Here is a 16,967-nt window from a genome sequence, read left to right as displayed (position 1 = left end):
GCAAGCATGGAGGTGATCCGGGGACGCCGCACGGCGCCACGAGACGACAACCCTTCAGGAGCCTGTTCGATGAACGCTTCTTCGCCTTCGCCTGCCCAGAACCAGGCGTCGACCGCCAGCCTCTACGGCGGGGTCACCAACCGCCGCGTCACCGTCCGCGACCTCGCCGCCGCCAAGCAGCGCGGCGAGAAGTGGTCGATGCTCACCGCCTACGACGCCCTGACCGCGGGCGTCTTCGACGAGGCCGGCACCCCCGTCCTGCTGGTCGGCGACTCCGCCGGCAACTGCCACCTCGGCTACGAGACCACCGTGCCGGTGACCATGGATCAGATGGTGATGCTCTCCGCCGCCGTCGTCCGGGGCACCAAGCGGGCGATGATCGTCGCCGACCTGCCGTTCGGGTCGTACCAGGAGTCGCCCGCCCAGGCCATGCACAACGCCGCCCGGCTGATGAAGGAGGCCGGGGTCGGCGCGGTCAAGCTGGAGGGCGGCGAGCGCAGCGCCCGCTCGATCGAGCTGCTGGTCGAGGCCGGCATCCCGGTGATGGCGCACATCGGCCTCACCCCGCAGTCCGTGCACGCCTTCGGCGGCTACCCGGTCCAGGGCCGCGGCGACGAGGCGGCGCACCAGCTGCTGCGCGACGCCAAGGCCGTCCAGCAAGCCGGCGCCTTCGCCGTCGTCCTGGAGGCCGTGCCCGCCGAGCTGGCCGCCCAGGTCACCGAGCAGCTGTCGGTCCCGACCGTCGGCATCGGCGCCGGCGTCGACTGCGACGCCCAGGTCCTGGTCTGGACCGACATGGCCGGCATGACCGCCGGCCGGGTGCCCAAGTTCGTCAAGCAGTACGCCAACCTGCGGGCCGTCCTCGGCGAGGCCGCCCGCGAGTTCGCCGCCGACGTCTCGGCCGGCACCTTCCCGGCACCGGAGCACACCTTCCACTGACCGGTCGGCCGGACCGGGAGGGCCCCCGCACCCACCGGGGTGCGGGGGCCCTCCCGCCGTGCTGACAGTGCCGCGACAGTGTGATGACAGCGGGCCGCCCGGCCCGGGCCGGCGGTGACAGCCCGCTGACAGCCCGAGGGGACAGCCTGGGGGCATGACACGAATCGCCACCGCCCCGAACGACCGGGGACCCGCCGCTGGCAACGCCGTCGAGGTCCGCGGCATCGTCAAGCACTACGGCAGCACCAAGGCCCTCGACGGGGTCGACCTCACCGTCCGCGAGGGCACCGTGCTCGGCGTCCTCGGCCCGAACGGCGCCGGCAAGACCACGCTGGTCCGCATCCTGTCCACGCTGATCAAGCCCGACGCCGGCACCGCCGTCGTCGGCGGCTACGACGTCCTGCGCCAGCCGAAGCAGCTGCGCCGCACGATCGGCCTCACCGGCCAGTACGCCTCCGTGGACGAGATGCTCTCCGGCTACGAGAACCTCTACCTGATCGGCCGCCTCCTCGACCTCTCCCGCAAGGAGGCCAAGGACCGCGCCGCCGAGCTGCTGGAGCGCTTCTCGCTCACCGAGGCCGGCAAGCGCGTCGCCAAGACCTACTCCGGCGGCATGCGCCGCCGCCTCGACCTGGCCGCCAGCATGATCGGCCGCCCCCGGGTGCTCTACTTGGACGAGCCCACCACCGGCCTGGACCCGCGCACCCGCAACGAGGTCTGGGACGAGGTGCAGCGGATGGTCGCCGAGGGCTCCACCGTGCTGCTCACCACCCAGTACATGGAGGAGGCCGAGCAGCTCGCCCACGAGCTGACCGTGATCGACCGCGGCCGGGTCATCGCCTCCGGCGGAGTGGCCGAGCTCAAGGCCCAGGTCGGCGGCCGGACCCTGCAGGTCCGCCCGGCCCGCGCGGCCGAGCTGCCCGAGATGGCCCGTTGCCTGCACGAGACCGGCATCGGCGCGGCCACCTTCTCCGCCGACACCGGGCTGCTCTCGGTGCCGATCACCGGCGACGAGCAGCTGACCGCCGTGGTCGGGGTGCTCGGCACCCGCGGCTTCGCCATCAGCGACATCGACACCAAGGTGCCCAGCCTCGACGAGGTCTTCCTCACCATCACCGGCAAGCCCGCGGACGACGCGGCGCCCGTCCAGAGCCTCGTCAAGGAGCCCGTCGCATGACCACCGCCACGCTCAGCCCGGCCAAGGTGGAGGACTCCCGGATCGGGCTCTCCGGCCACCTGCGGCACATCGGCGCGCTGACCCGCCGCAACCTGATGCGGATCAAGGCCGACCCCGAGTCGATGTTCGACGCGGTCCTGATGCCGATCATCTTCATCGTGCTGTTCGTCTACGTCTTCGGCGGCGCGATCTCCGGCGGCCAGGACGCCTACAAGCAGTACCTCATCCCCGGCCTGCTCGGACAGACCGGGATCACCCTGGCGATGGCCGTCGGCACCGGTCTCAACAGCGACTTCCAGACCGGGGTGATGGACCGGTTCCGGACGCTGCCGATCGGCCGCTCCTCCGTCCTGCTCTCCAAGATCGGCGCGGAGACCTGCCGGTCCCTGGTCTCCTTCACCATCCTGATCGGGTTCGCCCTGATCCTCGGCTTCGAGGTGAAGACCGGCCCGCTGGAGGTCCTGGCCGCGGTCGGGCTCTCGCTGCTCTTCGGCATGTCGATCGTCTGGATCTCGATGCTGCTCGGCATGGCGATGAAGAGCGCGCAGGCCGTCCAGGGGGTGTCCATGCTCGTCCTGATGCCGATGCAGTTCGGCAGCTCGATCTTCGCGCCGACCGGCACCATGCCCGGCTGGCTGCAGTCCTTCACCAAGATCAACCCGCTCTCCGCACTCGCCGACGCCTGCCGCGCACTGCTCAACGGCCAGGGCGCGGTGGCCCACCCGGTGCTGATCGTGCTGGGCTGGTCGGTGGGCATCACCGCGGTCTTCGCGCCGCTCGCGGTGGCCCGCTTCCGCAAGCGGACCTGACGGTCCGCATGCCATGGTCCGGCCGGCCGGCCGACCCCTGGGACGGGGGGTCAGCCGGTCGGCCAGTCGGCCACCATGTCGAGCAGCACACCGGCCTGGGTGACGGTCAGCCCGGCGCCCTCGGCCAGGGCCGCCTCGAAGGCCCCGTCGCCGAGCAGGGCCCGCAGGCTCCGCTCGGCCTCCTCGCGCTCGGTGCGGTCCAGCCGCCCGCCGCGCGGGCCGTGCAGGCCCTGGTGCGCGCCGAGCAGGACGGCCGCCCGGTGGGCCGCATCCAGATCGCCGTCGCGCTCGGCGAAGGCCCGCAGCACCCCGGCCACCGGGGGCACCAGCATCACCGACATCTGCTCGGCGAAGCCGCTCGCGGCCTCCGGGACGACCTGCAGCAGCCGCCGCCCCTCCCGGACCAGCCCGGCCCCGCTCTCCGGATCGCCGGCCCGCGCGACCACCCAGCCCCGGGTGACGGTGAGCATCCCGGCGACCAGTCCCGGGGCGAAGGCGCCGATCCTGCTCCAGCTCAGCTGGTCCAGCTGCTCCAGCGCCTGCTCGTACTCACCGCGCTGGGCGTGCAGGCCGCAGAGCATCAGGTGCCCGAAGAGCAGCGCGCCGTTGGCCGCCTGGCTCTCCCCCGGCTGGATCGAGGCCAGCGCCTCCCGGATGTGCCGCTCGCCCTCCTCCAGGTCGCGGCCGAGCAGCGCACCGCCCAGGTGCACCCGCAGCATCGGCACCTCCTGCGGGGCGCCCAGCTCCTCGGCCAGCTCGATCGCCCGCCGGTAGGCGTCGACGGCCTCGTCGGTGAGGTCCTGGTTGGCCATCGACTCGCCGCGGGCCGCCAGCGCCTGGGACATCCCCCAGCGGTTGCCGGCCCGGCGGAACAGCTCCAGCGACTCCTCGCCGTCCCGCACGCCCTGCTCGGTGCCGCCCGGCCAGTCGTTCATCATCTTGGCCCGGATCTGCAGGATGAACGCCAGGTCGGTGCCGCTGCCGTACCGGCGGCAGCCGTCCACCGCGTCCTCCAGCAGGTCCCGCATCTCGTCCAGCCGGCCGGCCAGGAACGCCCCGAACACCCGCATCAGCCCCGGGAAGCGGTAGGCCTGCGGCAGGTCCGGGGTGTAGACGTCCAGGATCCGCTGCGCGAGCCGCGCCGCCTCGGGATCGCCCAGGATCTCCAGGTTCCCCTCGAACTGCCCGACCAGCCGGTACATCGCCATCTCCCGGCGGCCCTCGGCCACGACCCCCTCCGGCATCGGCAGGGCGTACGCCAGCACCGGGCGCTCCAGCGGGACGACCACCGCCTCCGGGGCGAACGGGTCGGGGCCGAGCGCCCCCACCGCGTCGTACCAGCCGCGGGCCTCCAGGCTGTAGGCGCGCAGCGACCAGTACCAGCTCATGCCGAGTGCGAGGGACAGGCCCTCCTGCTCGTCGCCGCGGTCCACCGCGCGGCGCAGCGCGGCCCGGATGTTGTCCTGCTCGCGTTCCAGCACGGCCAGCCAGTGCAACTGCTCCGGGCCGTGGATGAGCGGCTCGGCGGTCACCACCAGCGTGCGGAAGTGCTCGACGTGCCGCCGCTGGGTCCCGTCGTTCTCGGCGGCCTCGGCCAGCCGCTCGGCGGCGTACTCGTGGATGGTCTCCAGCATCCGGTAGCGCGGCAGGTCCCCGCCGCCGAGGTCGGCCACCAGCAGCGACTTGTCGACCAGCGAGAGCAGCAGGTCGGCGACCTCCTCGCGGGGCACCTCGCGGTCGGCGCAGACCGCCTCGGCGTCCTCCAGCCGCCAGCCGCCGGCGAACACCGACAGCCGGCGCAGCACGGCCCGTTCGCGCTTGCCGAGGAGGTCCCAGCTCCAGTCGACCACCGCGCGCAGGGTCTGCTGGCGCGGCAGCAGGGTGCGGCTGCCCGCGGTGAGCAGCGCGAAGCGGTCGTCCAGCCGGTCGGCGATCTGGCGGGCCGTCATCACCCGCAGCCGGGCGGCGGCCAGTTCGATGGCCAGCGGGAGGCCGTCGAGGCGGCGGCAGATCTCCGCGCAGGCCTCCGGCTCGCTCTGCGGGTCGAAGCCGGGGCGGGCGGCGGCGGCGCGCTCGGCGAGCAGCCGCAGCGCCACCGGGTCGGGCAGCGGCTCGACCGGCAGGACCGTCTCGCCGGGGACGCCGAGCGGCTCGCGGCTGGTGGCGAGCACGGTCAGGCCCGGGCACTCGGCGAGCAGCTGGTCGGCGAGGTCGGCGGCGGCCTGGATCAGGTGCTCGCAGTTGTCCAGGACCAGCAGCATCCGGCGGTGGCCGCAGTGCTCGACCAGCCGCCGCACCGGGTCCTCGGTACGGCTCTCTATGACGTCGGCGACCATGCCGCCGGTGTGCAGGACGGTCTCGCGCAGGCCGAGCGCGGAGACCACCGCGCCCGGGACGGCGTCCGGGCTCTCCAGCGGGGCCAGCTCGGCCAGCCAGACTCCGTCCGGCCAGCACCCGGCGCCCTGTTCGGCGCGGCCGGCCTCGACCGAGAGCCTGGTCTTGCCGGAGCCGCCGGGACCGGTCAGGGTGACCATCCGGCTGCCGGTCAGGGTGCCGCGCAGGGCCGCGAGGTCGCTCTCCCGGCCGACGAAGCTGGTGAGCCGGCCGCGCAGGTTGCCGGTGCTCCGGGCGGCGGCCGGCTCGGGCGCCGCCGTCGGTGCGGGTGCGGGTGCGGGTGCCTTGGCCGGCCCGGTGGGCCCGGCGGGCTGCGCGGGGTCGGCCTGCGGCGCCCCGGCCCGCGGTCGGCGCGGCGCCGGCTCGGCCGGGGACAGCAGCTCCGCGTACAGGCCCTGGAGTGTGCGGCCCGGATCGACGCCGAGCTCGTCGGCCAGCGCCCGTCTGGTCCGCTCGTAGTGGCGCAGCGCCTCGGCGGTGCGGCCGCTCTCGTTCAGCGCCCGGACCATCAGGTACTGCAGCTGCTCGTCCAGCGGCTGCCGCTCGCAGAGCTCGGCGAGCTCCGCGACGAGTCCGGCGGCCCGGCCGAGGCCGAGTTCGGCGGTGATCCGGTGCCGGCGGGCCTCGTCGCGCTGGGCCTCCAGCCGGGTGGCCGGCCCGCCGCGGTCGGGCAGGTCGGCGAGGGCCGGGCCGCGCCAGAGCGCCAGGGCCTCGCCCAGCCGCTCGGCGGCCGGCCCGTGGTCGCCGGTCTCCAGCGCCCGGCGGCCCTCGGCGGAGAGCCGCTGGAACTCGCCGAGGTCGGTCCGCGGATCGGTCAGCCAGTAGCCGGCCGGGCCGGAGCCGACCGCGTCGCGGCCGATGGTGCGGCGCAGCCGGCCGACCAGGGTCTGCAGCGCGGCCGAGGAGTCCTGCGGTGGCTCGGTGTCCCAGACCTCCTCCACCAACAGGTCGGCCGGCACCGGCCGCCCCTGGCGCAGGACCAGGGCGGCGAGGAGTGCGCGCAGCCGGGCACCGCCGAGCGGGACCGGGGTTCCGTCGTCGTGATGGGCCGTGGTGGTGCCGAGGATGCCGTAGTGCACCTGCCCATTCTGGTCGATGCCCGCGGGTGCGCACGCACATTTGCACGGGGGCGGAACGGGACCGGGGTGCCGTACGTTCACCCTGGACGGCTTGTCCCGGCGCCGGACGGCCGGGCATGATCGGTCCCGCCCGCACCCCAGACCCCCTCGGAGCACCCACGTCATGACCTTCGCCGCAACGCAGCGTTCGCGCAGCGAGGACCGCCGGATCAGCCCGGTCTTCTGGGTGCTGCTCGCGATACTCGGCACCTCCGGCTGGGCGGTGTACGCGGGGTACGGCAACGCCTCGTTCGGGGTGTTCCTGTTCGTGGTGGCGGGCTGGATGGTCTCGCTCTGCCTGCACGAGTACGCGCACGCCCGGACGGCGCTGCACGGCGGCGACCTCACCGTCGGCGCCAAGGGCTACCTGACGCTCAACCCGCTCAAGTACGCGAACATCCTGATGAGCTTCGTCCTGCCGATCGTCTTCGTGATCCTCGGCGGGATCGGCCTGCCCGGCGGCTCGGTCTGGATCGAGCGGCACCGGATCAACGGGCGGCTCAAGCACAGCCTGATCTCGGCGGCCGGCCCGCTGGTGAACCTGGTCTGCGCGGCCCTGCTGCTGGTCCCGATCGGCGCGGGCTGGCTGGACGACCCGTCCGTGCACGCCGTCTGGCGCGGCCAGGAGCTGGTCGTCTCGCCGCTCGCCCTGGCCCTGGGCTTCCTCGGCATGCTGCAGCTCAGCGCGGCCCTGCTGAACCTGCTCCCGGTGCCGGGGCTGGACGGCTACGGCGTCATCGAGCCCTGGCTGTCGTACCGGGCCCGCCGCGCCGTCGAGCCGTTCGCCCCGTACGGGATGCTGGCGGTCTTCGCGCTGCTGTGGCAGCCCGAGGTGAACCGGTTCTTCTTCGACACCGTGTACGGCCTGATGGACCTCTTCGGGGTCGACGAGGCGTACGCGCTGTTCGGCCGGGAGCTCTTCACCTTCTGGAAGGGCTAGACCGGCCCGGGGCAGGGGCCCGAACGGGGCGGGCGGCGCTCGTCCCGTCGGGAGGTGCTCAGCCCCGTTCGGCGGCGGCCTTCGCCAGCCTGGCGCGGCGCAGGTTGAGCCAGAGCACGTTGCTCGCCACACCGGCCAGCGGGATCCAGATCAGGCCCACCCAGTTGCCCTGCACCAGGGCGACCACGGCGGCGGTCATCGCGAGGACGACGACGATCAGGGCGAAGAGGGACGTGCGGGGCATGGCGGGGGGCTCCTCAGGGCGGGTGCGGTCGGCCCCCATTGTCGCCGACCTCACCGCCGGACCGGGTCCAGGGGTGAGGTCGGCGCGTTCGCGGGCCGGTGGGCGTGGGCCGCGCGGACCGGTCAGACGTCCGTGATCCGCAGACCCGCGTGCGCCTTGTAGCGGCGGTTGACCGAGATCAGGTTGGCGACCAGCGACTCCACCTGGTGGGCGTTGCGCAGCCGGCCCGCGAAGATGCCGCGCATCCCGGGGATCCGCCCGGCCAGCGCCTGGACGACGTCGGTGGCGGCGCGCTCCTCGCCGAGCACCATGACGTCGGTGTCGATCGACTCGACGGACTCGTCCTGGAGCAGCACCGCCGACAGGTGGTGGAAGGCGGCGGTGACCCGGGAGTCCGGCAGCAGGGCGGCCGCCTGCTGGGCGGCGCTGCCCTCCTCCGGCACCAGGGCGTAGGCGCCCTGCTTGTCGAAGCCCAGCGGGTTGACGCAGTCCACCACGATCTTGCCGGTCAGCTCCTCGCGCAGGGCGGAGAGCGTGGCGGCGTGCCCGTCCCACGGCACCGCGACGATCACGATGTCGCTGTCCCGCGCGGTCGCCGCGTTGTCGGCGCCGCGCACGCCGAGGCCGAGCTGGGCCGCCGAGGCCTCGGCGCGGGCCGCGTCGCGCGAACCGATGATCACCTGCTGGCCGGCCTTGGCCAACCGGTAGGCCAGCCCGCGCCCCTGGTCTCCGGTGCCGCCGAGGACACCGACCACGAGCTGCGAGACGTCCGGCAGCTCGTGGGCCGGGTTTGTCGCTGATTCGAGGGAAGTCATGGGCCGATCCTGCCAAACGGCCGCCCCGCCGCGACATTCTGGGGCGCATGGACGCGGTGAGAGTTTCGGCACTCCGTGAGCACCTGGCGGGCACGGGCTGGTTGGAGGCGGTCGGCGGCTTCGCCGGCGCGCTGCGGCACTCGGTCACCCGGCGGGGCGCGGGCGGCCTACTGCTGGTGGGCACCGAGGCGTACGAGCCCTGGCACCTGGCCGCCCACCTGGAGGACGAGGCCGCCTGGTCGGACGTCCCCCGGCTGGCCCCCACGCTGCTGCGGCACCGGGTGCCCGAGCAGGCCCCGGAGCATCTGGCGCACGGCCTGCGGCGGCTGACCGGGGCCGGGCGCGGGGCGACCGTGCTGGTGGTGGCCCCGGCGGCGGCCGGGGAGGCGCTGCTGGAGCGGGTGCAGGACGCCCGCCGGTCCGGCGCCACGGTGCTCGCCGTGGACGGCGGCGGGGCGGGTGCCGGCTCCGGCGGCCGGTTCGGCTCCGGCGGCGGCGACCTGGCAGGGCTCGCGCACGAGCGGCTGGCCGTCGGCACCGCGGAGGAGGAGCCGTTCGACCTCGCCCAGCACCTGGTGAGCGCCGCCGCCGGGCGGCGACCGGGGCGCCGCTCCGCGCTCGACCGGCTGGCCGACCTCGCCGGGTGGCTCACCGCGGGGCCGGCGATCAGCCGCTGGTAGGCGGGCGGCGGCGGGCCCGACCTGCGGGCGGCCGGCGGAAAACCCGTTGCGGGGGCGGCCGCGGGCCGCCGAGGATGGTCCTCCGTGACCGACGCCGAACCACCGCCGACCAGGGGACCACGGGCGCTACTGCGCTCCCTGCGCCCCGACCTGACCCCCTGGCACTCCTCACGGGACTTCCGGCTGCTCTGGCTCTCCGGGTGCGTCACCAGCCTGGGCAGCTTTCTGACGTACGTCGCCGTGCCGATGCAGATCAAGGAGCTGACCGGCTCGTCCTTCGCGGTCGGCCTGGTCGGCGCCTTCGAACTGGTGCCGCTGGTGGTCTTCGGCCTCTGGGGCGGCGCCCTCGCCGACGCGCTGGACCGCCGCAAGCTGGTGCTGTTCTCGGAGGCCGGCCTCGGTCTGCTCACCGGCCTGCTGCTGCTCAACGCGCTGCTGCCGACCCCGGTGCTGTGGCCGATCTACCTGGTGGCCGCGCTGGTCGCCGCCACCGACGGCCTGCAGCGCCCGGCGCTGGACTCGCTCACCCCGCGGATCGTCCCGCACGACCAGCTGACCGCGGCCTTCGCACTCAACTCCCTGTACCGGAACGCCGGTTCGGTGGCCGGCCCGGCCCTGGCCGGGATCATCGTGGCCTTCGCCGGGGTGCAGACGGCGTACGCGCTGGACGTGCTGACCTTCGCCGCCTCGCTGCTGCTGCTCGCCCGGATGCGCGCGGTACCGCCGCCCACCGGCGCCGAGAAGCCCTCGCTGCGGGCCGTCGTCGCCGGGGTCCGGTACGCCTGGAGCCGCAAGGACCTGCTGGGCACGTACGCCATCGACACCTGCGCGATGCTGTTCGCCTTCCCGGTGGCGATCTTCCCCTTCCTCGCCTCGGAGCTGCACGCCGACTGGGCGCTCGGCCCGATGTACGCCGCCTCGGCGGTCGGCGCGCTGGCCGTCTCGGCGACCAGCGGGTGGACCTCCGCCATCCACCGGCAGGGCCGGATGCTGGTGGTCGCCGCCCTCGGCTGGGGCGCGGCGATGACCCTCGCCGGGCTGTCCGGCAGTGTCTGGCTGGTGCTGTTCTGCCTGGCCCTGGCCGGCGGCGCCGACCAGATCAGCGGCATCGCCCGCTCCACCATGTGGAACCAGTCCATCCCCGACGAGGTCCGCGGGCGGATGGCCGGCGTGGAGCTGCTCAGCTACTCGCTCGGCCCCCAGCTCGGCCAGGTCAGGGCCGGCGGCATGGCCGGCCTGGTCGGCGTCCGCGCCTCGGTCTGGGCCGGCGGCGCGGCCTGTGTGGTCGGGGTCCTCGCCCTGGCCGCCGCCCTGCCGAGCCTGCTCTCCTACGACAGCCGGACCGACCCGAACGCCGTGGCCGTCCGCGCGGAGCACGAGCGGTCCGAGGCGCAGCGGGAGGCCGTCGGCTGATGCCGGTCCGGCACACTCCTCCTCAAAGTAAGTGACAGGTCGCCACTTGGCCTATTACCCTCACCTCTGTTCAGGTCTGTCGAACGGAGGGGTGGCCATGCTGGAGACCACGACGGAGAACGTCGTCCGCAGCTGGGTCGACGGGTGGATCGCGTCGCGGATGGCAGCGCCGCCCACGGTCGAGTCCTGGGGGTACACCGTCGACGTGGGCATCGCCGGCCATGTGACCCGCCACGTCTTCGACGCCACGGGTGGCGCCGTGCGGGAGGCCGACGTGCGCAAGGTGGCCGGCGCGGTGCGCACCGGCGGGACGTGGCTCAAGATCTTCGCGGACCCGGCGCTCACCGCGCCCTGGCTCGGGCCCGAGTGGTGGATAGACGACGAGCCCGGCTACCTGATGACCGTCCCGCTGGCCCCCGCGCCCGCCCACCTGCTGACCGCCCCCGACGGCTACCGCCTGCGCAGCTGGTCCCGCGGCGGCGTCGTCCGCACCATGGTCACCGCCGCCGACGGCGCGCTGGCGGCCCGCGGCCAGATCGCCGTCGTCGGCGCGACCGCCGTCGCCGACCAGATCGAGACCTCCGCCGAGCACCGCCGCAAGGGCCTCGGCAGCCTGGTCATGCGGGTGCTGGCGACCGCCGCGCACGACCAGGGGGCCCAGACCGGCGTGCTGGCCGGCACCCCGGACGGGCACGCGCTGTACACCTCGCTCGGCTGGCAGGTGCTCGCACCGCTGACCAGCGCGAAGTACCTGGACCCGCACGAGCGCTGACGGCCCCTCGACGGCCCGGCCCGCGCCCGCCGCGCGCGGACACCCGGCCCGCCGCGACCGCGGGCCCGGGCCCTGCCGCGGGCCCTACCGCGGATCGTCGCCGGCCGGGCGGTCGCTCCAGTTCGGATCGTTCTTCCACTCGCGGTTGCGCTCGTCGGCGAGCGCCAGCGCGTGGGAGGCCTCCTCCCTGCTGGCGTAGGGGCCGAGGCGGTCCTTGGCGGGGCACTCCGGGCCCTCCTCGACCTTGGCGTGCTTGATGCAGTAGAACCACTCACCGGGCTTGCCGGTCGGCTTGCGGTGGAATCCCAGGGGCATGGCGCTGTCTCCCGTCGGTCGTCGTCGTGTTCGTACCGATGATTCCCCCGGCCGGGCCCCCGCGCACACCGCGCCGCCGGGCGGGGCCGACGGCCGGGTCCGGTCCGCCGGTTCGGGCGCCCGGCGGGAACCGTCGGACACGCTCTAGACTCGCGGCCATGGCTCTCGTACCCGGCATCCAGTCCCCCACCCGCAAGGTCCCGGCGCACATCGCCCGCCCCGAGTACGTCGGCCGGCCCGCACCGGCGCCGTACACCGGGCCCGAGGTGCAGACCGCCGAGACGATCGAGAAGATGCGGATCGCGAGCCGGATCGCCGCCCAGGCGATGGAGGAGGCCGCGAAGCTGATCGCGCCCGGTGTCACCACCGACGCGCTGGACGCCGTCGCGCACACGTACATGTGCGACCACGGCGCGTACCCGTCGGACCTGGGCTACCGCGGCTTCCCCAAGTCGATCTGCACCTCGGTCAACGAGGTGATCTGCCACGGGATCCCGGACTCGACGGTGCTCCAGGACGGCGACATCGTCAACATCGACGCCACCGCCTACATCCACGGGGTGCACGGCGACCTCAACGCCACCTACCTGTGCGGCGACGTGGACGAGGAGTCCAGGCTGCTGGTGGAGCGCACCCGGGAGTCGCTGAACCGGGCGATCAAGGCGGTCAAGCCGGGCCGCCAGATCAACGTGATCGGCCGGGTCATCGAGTCCTACGCCAAGCGCTTCGACTACGGCGTGGTGCGGGACTTCACCGGGCACGGCATCAACACGTCGTTCCACTCCGGCCTGATCATCCCGCACTACGACAGCGAGCGGGCCACCGAGGTGATCAAGCCCGGGATGACCTTCACCATCGAGCCGATGCTGACCCTGGGCACCTACGACTACGAGGTCTGGGCGGACGGCTGGACCGTCGTCACCAAGGACCGCAAGCGCACCGCGCAGTTCGAGCACACCCTCGTGGTGACCGCCGACGGCGCGGAGGTCCTCACCCTGCCGTAGGCCGGTCCGCCGGGTCCGCCGGGCGCGGCCCGGCGGCCATCGGCACGGCCTTCGGCGCGGTCAGCCGATCAGCCACTGCTCCTCGGCGACCGCGCCCACCTCGGTGCAGGCGTCGGTCAGCACGTCCAGCACGCGCAGCGGGTCCGGCAGCGGCTGCTCGGGCCCGCTCAGCCAGCGCACCTCGGAGCCGTCCGGCAGCGCGGCCGGCGGCAGCAGGGTGTAGGAGCCCCGGCAGTGCCAGCGCAGCCCGGGGTGCTCGGACATGGTGTCCGGGGTGGAGTCCAGCGCGCTCGGCCACCACTCGTCCTCGTCCACCGGGGTACCGCGGGTGGCGGTGAAGAAGAGGTAGCGGTCCTCGCCGACGGCGGCGACCGGGCCCCCGACGCCCAGCGCGGTGAGCCGCTCCAGGGCCAGCCGGCCGGCCTCGGCGGGCACGTCCAGCACGTCGTGGGCGCGGCCGGTGGCGGTGATGAAGTTGGCCCGCGGATCCCGGGAGAGCCAGCGGGCGACCTGCTCGGGGTCGGTGGTGGCCTGGCTCTGCCAGGCGAAGGAGACCGGGTGCTGGGCCGGAGCCGGACACGCGACCCGGTCACAGGAACACCGGTAGCCGGCCGGATGGGCCGCGGGCGCGAGCGGGAAGCCGGCGCGGACGGCGCCCAGCAGCTGATCGAGCCGGACGGCGGGACTGTCCGCTTCCGTCGACCGGGCCCGCTGGCGGTCACGCTTCTGCCACCAGGTCGTCCACCTACTGCCGGATTCCATCGGGCCCCTCTCCGCGCACTGCCGTGCCTGGTGTGACACAGCATTCGACGTACCACTCCGACGCAACGCACAGCGCCCCCCGCTGCTTCCCGGGGTGCTGCTCGGCCCTGCGGTCCGCGCCCTGCCGACCGGAGCCGGGGTTGCCGGACGGCCGACGCCCGGGTCACGGTACGGAGTCGCGGCAGCACGCAGGATGCGGCTCGGCGGGCGCGGCGACATGCGCCTCGCCCGGCCCGTACGGGCCCGCTGACCCGGGTGAACCCCGAGGGCGTAACAGGAAGGATAAGGGTGCGCGGCGCCTTCGGATGACCGGGGGCGGTGCCTCTCCGGTCACACTCCCGGCACCCGGCCCTCACAGCGCCTCCCCCTCGCGCTCCCCGGTCCCGACCTCGGCGGCCGGTCGGCCGCGCCGGGGTGAGACCCTGGTGGGGTGAAGAGCGCGGACACCGAATTCGTCGGCGGCCCCCTGGACGGCCGGATCCTGCCGATCCCGCTGGGGCCCATGTACGGCGTACCGAAGACCTACAAGGTGCCGGTCCCCGCGCACGGGGACGTCGCGGCGCGCACACTGGTGTACGTCCGGGCCAAGCAGCAGCGGGGTCTCCGCTGGTACTGGCGCTACGAGTACGACGAGGCGGCCACCGCCCGCGCCTCCGGGTGACGGTCGCTCCCCCCGGGAGGACCGCGATGGCCAGGACCGCACGGCACCCCAGGACGCGGCCGCAGGCCGCGGCGCACCACAACCGGCAGGTGGCCGCGGTCACCGCCGGACTGCTCGTGGTGATCAGCGTCTACAGCGCGGTGCTCGGGGCCAACGGGTGGCTCTGGTTCGGTTGGGCGGTGCTGCTACTCGCCTGCGTGACGCTGTTCGCCATCCGCCTCTGAGCAGCCGCACCGCCCGTTGCGGCCCGACCCCCCCTGGCCGGTCAGTCATCCTCGGCGAGGACCAGGTAGAGCTTCTTGCGCGCCTCGGTGAGGATGGCCAGGCCCTTGGCGCGCTGCGCCTCGGTGCCCGTCGTCATGACCTGCCGGATCGCCTGGTCGACCGCGCCGAGCGCCTGGCCGACCTCCTGGACGGCCTCCCAGTCGACCTCCCGGCCGGCCTCCGCCCACGGCTCGGCCTCCCCGGCCTCGGCCACCGCCCGACCGGCCTCGGTCAGCGAGTTCAGCCGCTTGCCGCCCACCTCCTCGGCGGTGATCAGGCCCTCCTCCTCCATCAGCTGGAGGTTCGGGTAGATCGAGCCCGGACTGGGCCGCCAGGCCCCGCCGGTCCGCTCGGTGATCTCCGCGATCATCTCGTAGCCGTGCATCGGCCGCTCCTTGAGCAGCGCCAGCAGCGACGCCCGCACGTCCCCGCGCCGGGCCCGCCCGCCGCGCCGGCCGCGCGGACCGTGTCCGCGCCCGCCGTGCCCGCCGAAGCCCTGGCCGAACGGCCCGCCCATCGGGCGTCCGGGCGGGCCGAACGGCGGCCCGAAGGCCCCGAACGCGCCCCGGCCCTCGAACCCCTCACCGGGGATCCCCCCGAACTCCGGACCCGCTCCACGACGCCGTCCGCCGCGCGGGCCCTCCTCTCGAAATCGCCTGGTCGAGCGCATCGCGCCCACCTCCCATGCTGTTCGTTCGGACAGTCACGTCACTGTCTCGATAACTCGACGATATATCGGTGACTGTCGCTCGTCAACGGTTGCCGACACGTCCGGCCGACCTGTCTGCGGCACAATGCCGGCCCTCGGGTGATCCTTTCGCCGGCCATCCGCAAGGGTGACAATCGGCCCATGAGTTTTCTGCAGGAGAAGGTGGAGCGGAACGATCTGATCAGGGTGGCGATCACCGGTTCGCCGGCCGCGCAGCACTTCACCGCGATCGTCGAAGAGGTGTACTCGGCACGGGTCTTCAAGGCCGGCGTGGGATCGGAGATCCGCTTCGTCGGCAAACCGACGCACTGGGGCCAGCGGTCACTCGCCCCGGGCCAACGCGCGCTCCTCTTCATCTCCCGTATCTCCGGCAGGTGGTACGAGGACGCCTGGGAGGGCGACCTTCCCATCGAGGAGATCGACGGCTCCGAGTACGCGCTCTACCGGGCCGCCCACGAAAGAGTCCTCACCTTCGACGGCCTGCCCGACACCCTCAGGGCCGGCTGCCGACCGCACCCCACCCTGCCGATCACCACGTGCTTCGACCTCGCCGCGCTGGAGGGCCACCTGAACGGCCTCATTGACCAGGTCCTCCCGTAGCCGAGCAGTCTGCGCGAAGGCGGGCGACCCTCCCCAGCGCGGTCGAGGAGCTGGTCCGCCGGCGCACCGAGCGCGGCGGTGCCTGAACCCGCCCGATTCGGACTTCGCCGCCACCCCCACGGGTGGCGGGCCGCCGGATCCGGCCCCAGCCGCTACGGTGGCGGGCATGGCCGGTGAACGAGACCTTGCGACCCTGCTGAGCGACATGCGCCCGGTGCTCAATCCGGGGCGGTACGTGTACTGCACCCTGCCCGCGAAGGTGCCCGCCGGGATGCGACCGGTGGTGACGGTCGCCGAGCCCGAGGGGGTGACGGTGGTGGTGGCCCAGGAGGAGGCGGACGCACTCGGCCTGCGCTACGAGTACGTGGCGGCCTGGATCACCCTGCAGATCCACTCGGCGCTGGAGGCCGTCGGCCTGACCGCCGCCGTGGCGACCCGGCTCGCGGAGGAGGGGATCAGCTGCAACGTGGTGGCCGGCTTCCACCACGACCACCTGTTCGTCGGCGCCGACGACGCAGACCGGGCACTCCACGCCCTGGCCCGGCTGTCGACCAGGTCCGCCTGACCGGGTGCGCCGAGTGGCCGCCGCCCCGGGGGGCTCCGACACTGGGAAGCGCTGAGCGCCCGCCCGGTCGGTCAGCCCCCCACCGAAAGGGAGACGGCCCCATGGCGGTCTGCGACGTCTGTCACAACGACTACTGGCTGGCCTTCGAGATCAAGACCATCACCGGCGACACGTACACCTTCGACAGCTTCGAGTGCGCGATGGAGAAGCTCGCGCCGCGCTGCGAGCAGTGCCAGGTCCGGATCGTCGGCCACGGCGTCGAGGTCTCCGGCCGCTTCTTCTGCTGCGCCAACTGCGCCCGCCTCAACGGCGGCCTCGGCGACCAGATCCGCGACGCGGTGGGCGCCCACCCGGCCTGACCGGCACGGGGGCGAAGGGGGGCGGAAGAGTCGGCCTGTACGCCGGGTTCTGTCTCCCGGTCCGCTCGCGCGGGCCGGGGAGGCGGCCATCCATCTAGGGCTGCCGTTGCCGACAGCCTCGTGCGGTCTACCCGCGGACTCGGGCGAGCAGCCCTCGGTCATCCGCGCACGGCGCCCGAGGGCACCGATCTTGACCTTGCTCCAGGTGGGGTTTACCTAGCCGTCCGGGTCACCCCGGTCGCTGGTGGTCTCTTACACCACCGTTTCACCCTTACCCGTCACCGAAGCGACGGGCGGTCTGTTTTCTGTGGCACTGTCCCGCGGGTCACCCCGGGTGGGCGTTACCCACCACCCTGCTCTGTGGAGCCCGGACGTTCCTCGGCGGGCCCGTGAGGACCCGTCGCGACCGCCCGGCCGACTCTTCCGC

At 73.9% G+C, this 16,967-nt stretch carries 19 protein-coding genes and 1 other RNA gene; 13 read left to right on the top strand and 7 right to left on the bottom strand.

Annotated elements, in window-relative coordinates:
- The first annotated feature begins 69 nt into the window (after positions 1-69).
- From panB to ACFVVX_RS01710, 3 genes are all read left to right on the top strand, one after another.
- Positions 70-939 carry a 3-methyl-2-oxobutanoate hydroxymethyltransferase gene (panB, locus tag ACFVVX_RS01720; protein WP_387940211.1) on the top strand — a complete coding sequence of 290 codons (870 nt, stop codon included), beginning with the start codon at positions 70-72 and terminating at the stop codon, positions 937-939.
- A gap of 154 nt (positions 940-1,093) precedes the next feature.
- A complete protein-coding gene (locus ACFVVX_RS01715) occupies positions 1,094-2,116 on the top strand; it encodes an ATP-binding cassette domain-containing protein (protein ID WP_387940209.1) in 1,023 nt (340 codons plus the stop codon).
- Positions 2,113-2,925, top strand: a complete 813-nt coding sequence (locus ACFVVX_RS01710; protein WP_387940207.1) for an ABC transporter permease — start codon at positions 2,113-2,115, stop codon at positions 2,923-2,925. The genes ACFVVX_RS01715 and ACFVVX_RS01710 overlap by 4 nt, the downstream gene beginning before the upstream one ends.
- 50 nt (positions 2,926-2,975) lie before the next feature.
- Here ACFVVX_RS01710 and ACFVVX_RS01705 read toward each other — a convergent pair whose 3' ends face one another.
- A complete protein-coding gene (locus ACFVVX_RS01705; RefSeq protein ID WP_387940205.1) occupies positions 2,976-6,398 on the bottom strand; it encodes a BTAD domain-containing putative transcriptional regulator in 3,423 nt (1,140 codons plus the stop codon).
- Between the two features lie 163 nt (positions 6,399-6,561).
- Here ACFVVX_RS01705 and ACFVVX_RS01700 point away from each other — a divergent pair, with 163 nt between their 5' ends.
- Positions 6,562-7,377 (top strand): site-2 protease family protein, encoded by an 816-nt coding sequence (locus tag ACFVVX_RS01700; RefSeq protein WP_387940203.1) that lies wholly within the window; start codon positions 6,562-6,564, stop codon positions 7,375-7,377.
- 58 nt (positions 7,378-7,435) lie between these two features.
- Here ACFVVX_RS01700 and ACFVVX_RS01695 read toward each other — a convergent pair whose 3' ends face one another.
- Both ACFVVX_RS01695 and npdG read right to left on the bottom strand, forming a co-directional pair.
- Positions 7,436-7,621 (bottom strand): hypothetical protein, encoded by a 186-nt coding sequence (locus ACFVVX_RS01695; RefSeq protein WP_387940201.1) that lies wholly within the window; start codon positions 7,619-7,621, stop codon positions 7,436-7,438.
- Between the two features lie 122 nt (positions 7,622-7,743).
- Positions 7,744-8,436, bottom strand: coding sequence for an NADPH-dependent F420 reductase (gene npdG, locus ACFVVX_RS01690; RefSeq protein WP_387940199.1), 693 nt, complete (start codon positions 8,434-8,436; stop codon positions 7,744-7,746).
- A 47-nt stretch (positions 8,437-8,483) separates the two neighbouring features.
- Between npdG and ACFVVX_RS01685 the strand changes: the two genes are divergently transcribed.
- The 3 genes from ACFVVX_RS01685 (at position 8,484) to ACFVVX_RS01675 (ending at position 11,301) form a co-directional block, all read left to right on the top strand.
- On the top strand, positions 8,484-9,116 hold the full coding sequence (locus ACFVVX_RS01685) for a hypothetical protein (protein ID WP_387940197.1): 633 nt from the start codon (positions 8,484-8,486) through the stop codon (positions 9,114-9,116).
- 84 nt (positions 9,117-9,200) lie between these two features.
- The gene (locus ACFVVX_RS01680; RefSeq protein ID WP_387940195.1) at positions 9,201-10,529 is read left to right on the top strand and encodes an MFS transporter; all 1,329 of its coding nucleotides are present in this window, start codon (positions 9,201-9,203) and stop codon (positions 10,527-10,529) included.
- Between the two features lie 97 nt (positions 10,530-10,626).
- Positions 10,627-11,301, top strand: a complete 675-nt coding sequence (locus ACFVVX_RS01675; RefSeq protein WP_387940193.1) for a GNAT family N-acetyltransferase — start codon at positions 10,627-10,629, stop codon at positions 11,299-11,301.
- An 84-nt stretch (positions 11,302-11,385) separates the two neighbouring features.
- Here the strand turns inward: ACFVVX_RS01675 and ACFVVX_RS01670 are convergent, their stop codons facing one another.
- Positions 11,386-11,616: a hypothetical protein gene (locus ACFVVX_RS01670; protein ID WP_387940191.1), complete on the bottom strand. Its 231-nt coding sequence runs from the start codon at positions 11,614-11,616 to the stop codon at positions 11,386-11,388.
- 158 nt (positions 11,617-11,774) lie between these two features.
- On the opposite strand from ACFVVX_RS01670, the gene map reads away from it, so the two are divergent.
- A complete protein-coding gene (map, locus tag ACFVVX_RS01665; RefSeq protein ID WP_387940189.1) occupies positions 11,775-12,620 on the top strand; it encodes a type I methionyl aminopeptidase in 846 nt (281 codons plus the stop codon).
- Between the two features lie 60 nt (positions 12,621-12,680).
- Here map and ACFVVX_RS01660 read toward each other — a convergent pair whose 3' ends face one another.
- Positions 12,681-13,382: a bifunctional DNA primase/polymerase gene (locus ACFVVX_RS01660; RefSeq protein ID WP_387940187.1), complete on the bottom strand. Its 702-nt coding sequence runs from the start codon at positions 13,380-13,382 to the stop codon at positions 12,681-12,683.
- Between the two features lie 430 nt (positions 13,383-13,812).
- On the opposite strand from ACFVVX_RS01660, the gene ACFVVX_RS01655 reads away from it, so the two are divergent.
- Both ACFVVX_RS01655 and ACFVVX_RS01650 read left to right on the top strand, forming a co-directional pair.
- Positions 13,813-14,043 carry a hypothetical protein gene (locus ACFVVX_RS01655; protein WP_387940185.1) on the top strand — a complete coding sequence of 77 codons (231 nt, stop codon included), beginning with the start codon at positions 13,813-13,815 and terminating at the stop codon, positions 14,041-14,043.
- Positions 14,044-14,069: 26 nt separating this feature from the next.
- Positions 14,070-14,267, top strand: coding sequence for a hypothetical protein (locus ACFVVX_RS01650; protein ID WP_387940183.1), 198 nt, complete (start codon positions 14,070-14,072; stop codon positions 14,265-14,267).
- A 41-nt stretch (positions 14,268-14,308) separates the two neighbouring features.
- On the opposite strand, the gene ACFVVX_RS01645 is transcribed toward ACFVVX_RS01650, so the two are convergent.
- The gene (locus ACFVVX_RS01645; protein WP_387940181.1) at positions 14,309-14,824 is read right to left on the bottom strand and encodes a PadR family transcriptional regulator; all 516 of its coding nucleotides are present in this window, start codon (positions 14,822-14,824) and stop codon (positions 14,309-14,311) included.
- 333 nt (positions 14,825-15,157) lie between these two features.
- Here ACFVVX_RS01645 and ACFVVX_RS01640 point away from each other — a divergent pair, with 333 nt between their 5' ends.
- From ACFVVX_RS01640 to ACFVVX_RS01630, 3 genes are all read left to right on the top strand, one after another.
- On the top strand, positions 15,158-15,616 hold the full coding sequence (locus tag ACFVVX_RS01640) for a hypothetical protein (RefSeq protein WP_387940179.1): 459 nt from the start codon (positions 15,158-15,160) through the stop codon (positions 15,614-15,616).
- A gap of 166 nt (positions 15,617-15,782) precedes the next feature.
- Positions 15,783-16,181 carry an ACT domain-containing protein gene (locus ACFVVX_RS01635; RefSeq protein WP_387940177.1) on the top strand — a complete coding sequence of 133 codons (399 nt, stop codon included), beginning with the start codon at positions 15,783-15,785 and terminating at the stop codon, positions 16,179-16,181.
- A 101-nt stretch (positions 16,182-16,282) separates the two neighbouring features.
- Positions 16,283-16,540, top strand: a complete 258-nt coding sequence (locus tag ACFVVX_RS01630; RefSeq protein WP_387940175.1) for a Prokaryotic metallothionein — start codon at positions 16,283-16,285, stop codon at positions 16,538-16,540.
- 22 nt (positions 16,541-16,562) lie between these two features.
- Here the strand turns inward: ACFVVX_RS01630 and rnpB are convergent.
- Positions 16,563-16,962: RNase P RNA component class A (gene rnpB, locus ACFVVX_RS01625), an RNA gene on the bottom strand.
- Positions 16,963-16,967: the final 5 nt, after the last annotated feature.

Source organism: Kitasatospora sp. NPDC058170 (assembly GCF_042883905.1).
In the GTDB taxonomy this organism is placed as follows: domain Bacteria; phylum Actinomycetota; class Actinomycetes; order Streptomycetales; family Streptomycetaceae; genus Kitasatospora.
This window is presented reverse-complemented; position numbering and strand designations above follow the sequence as displayed.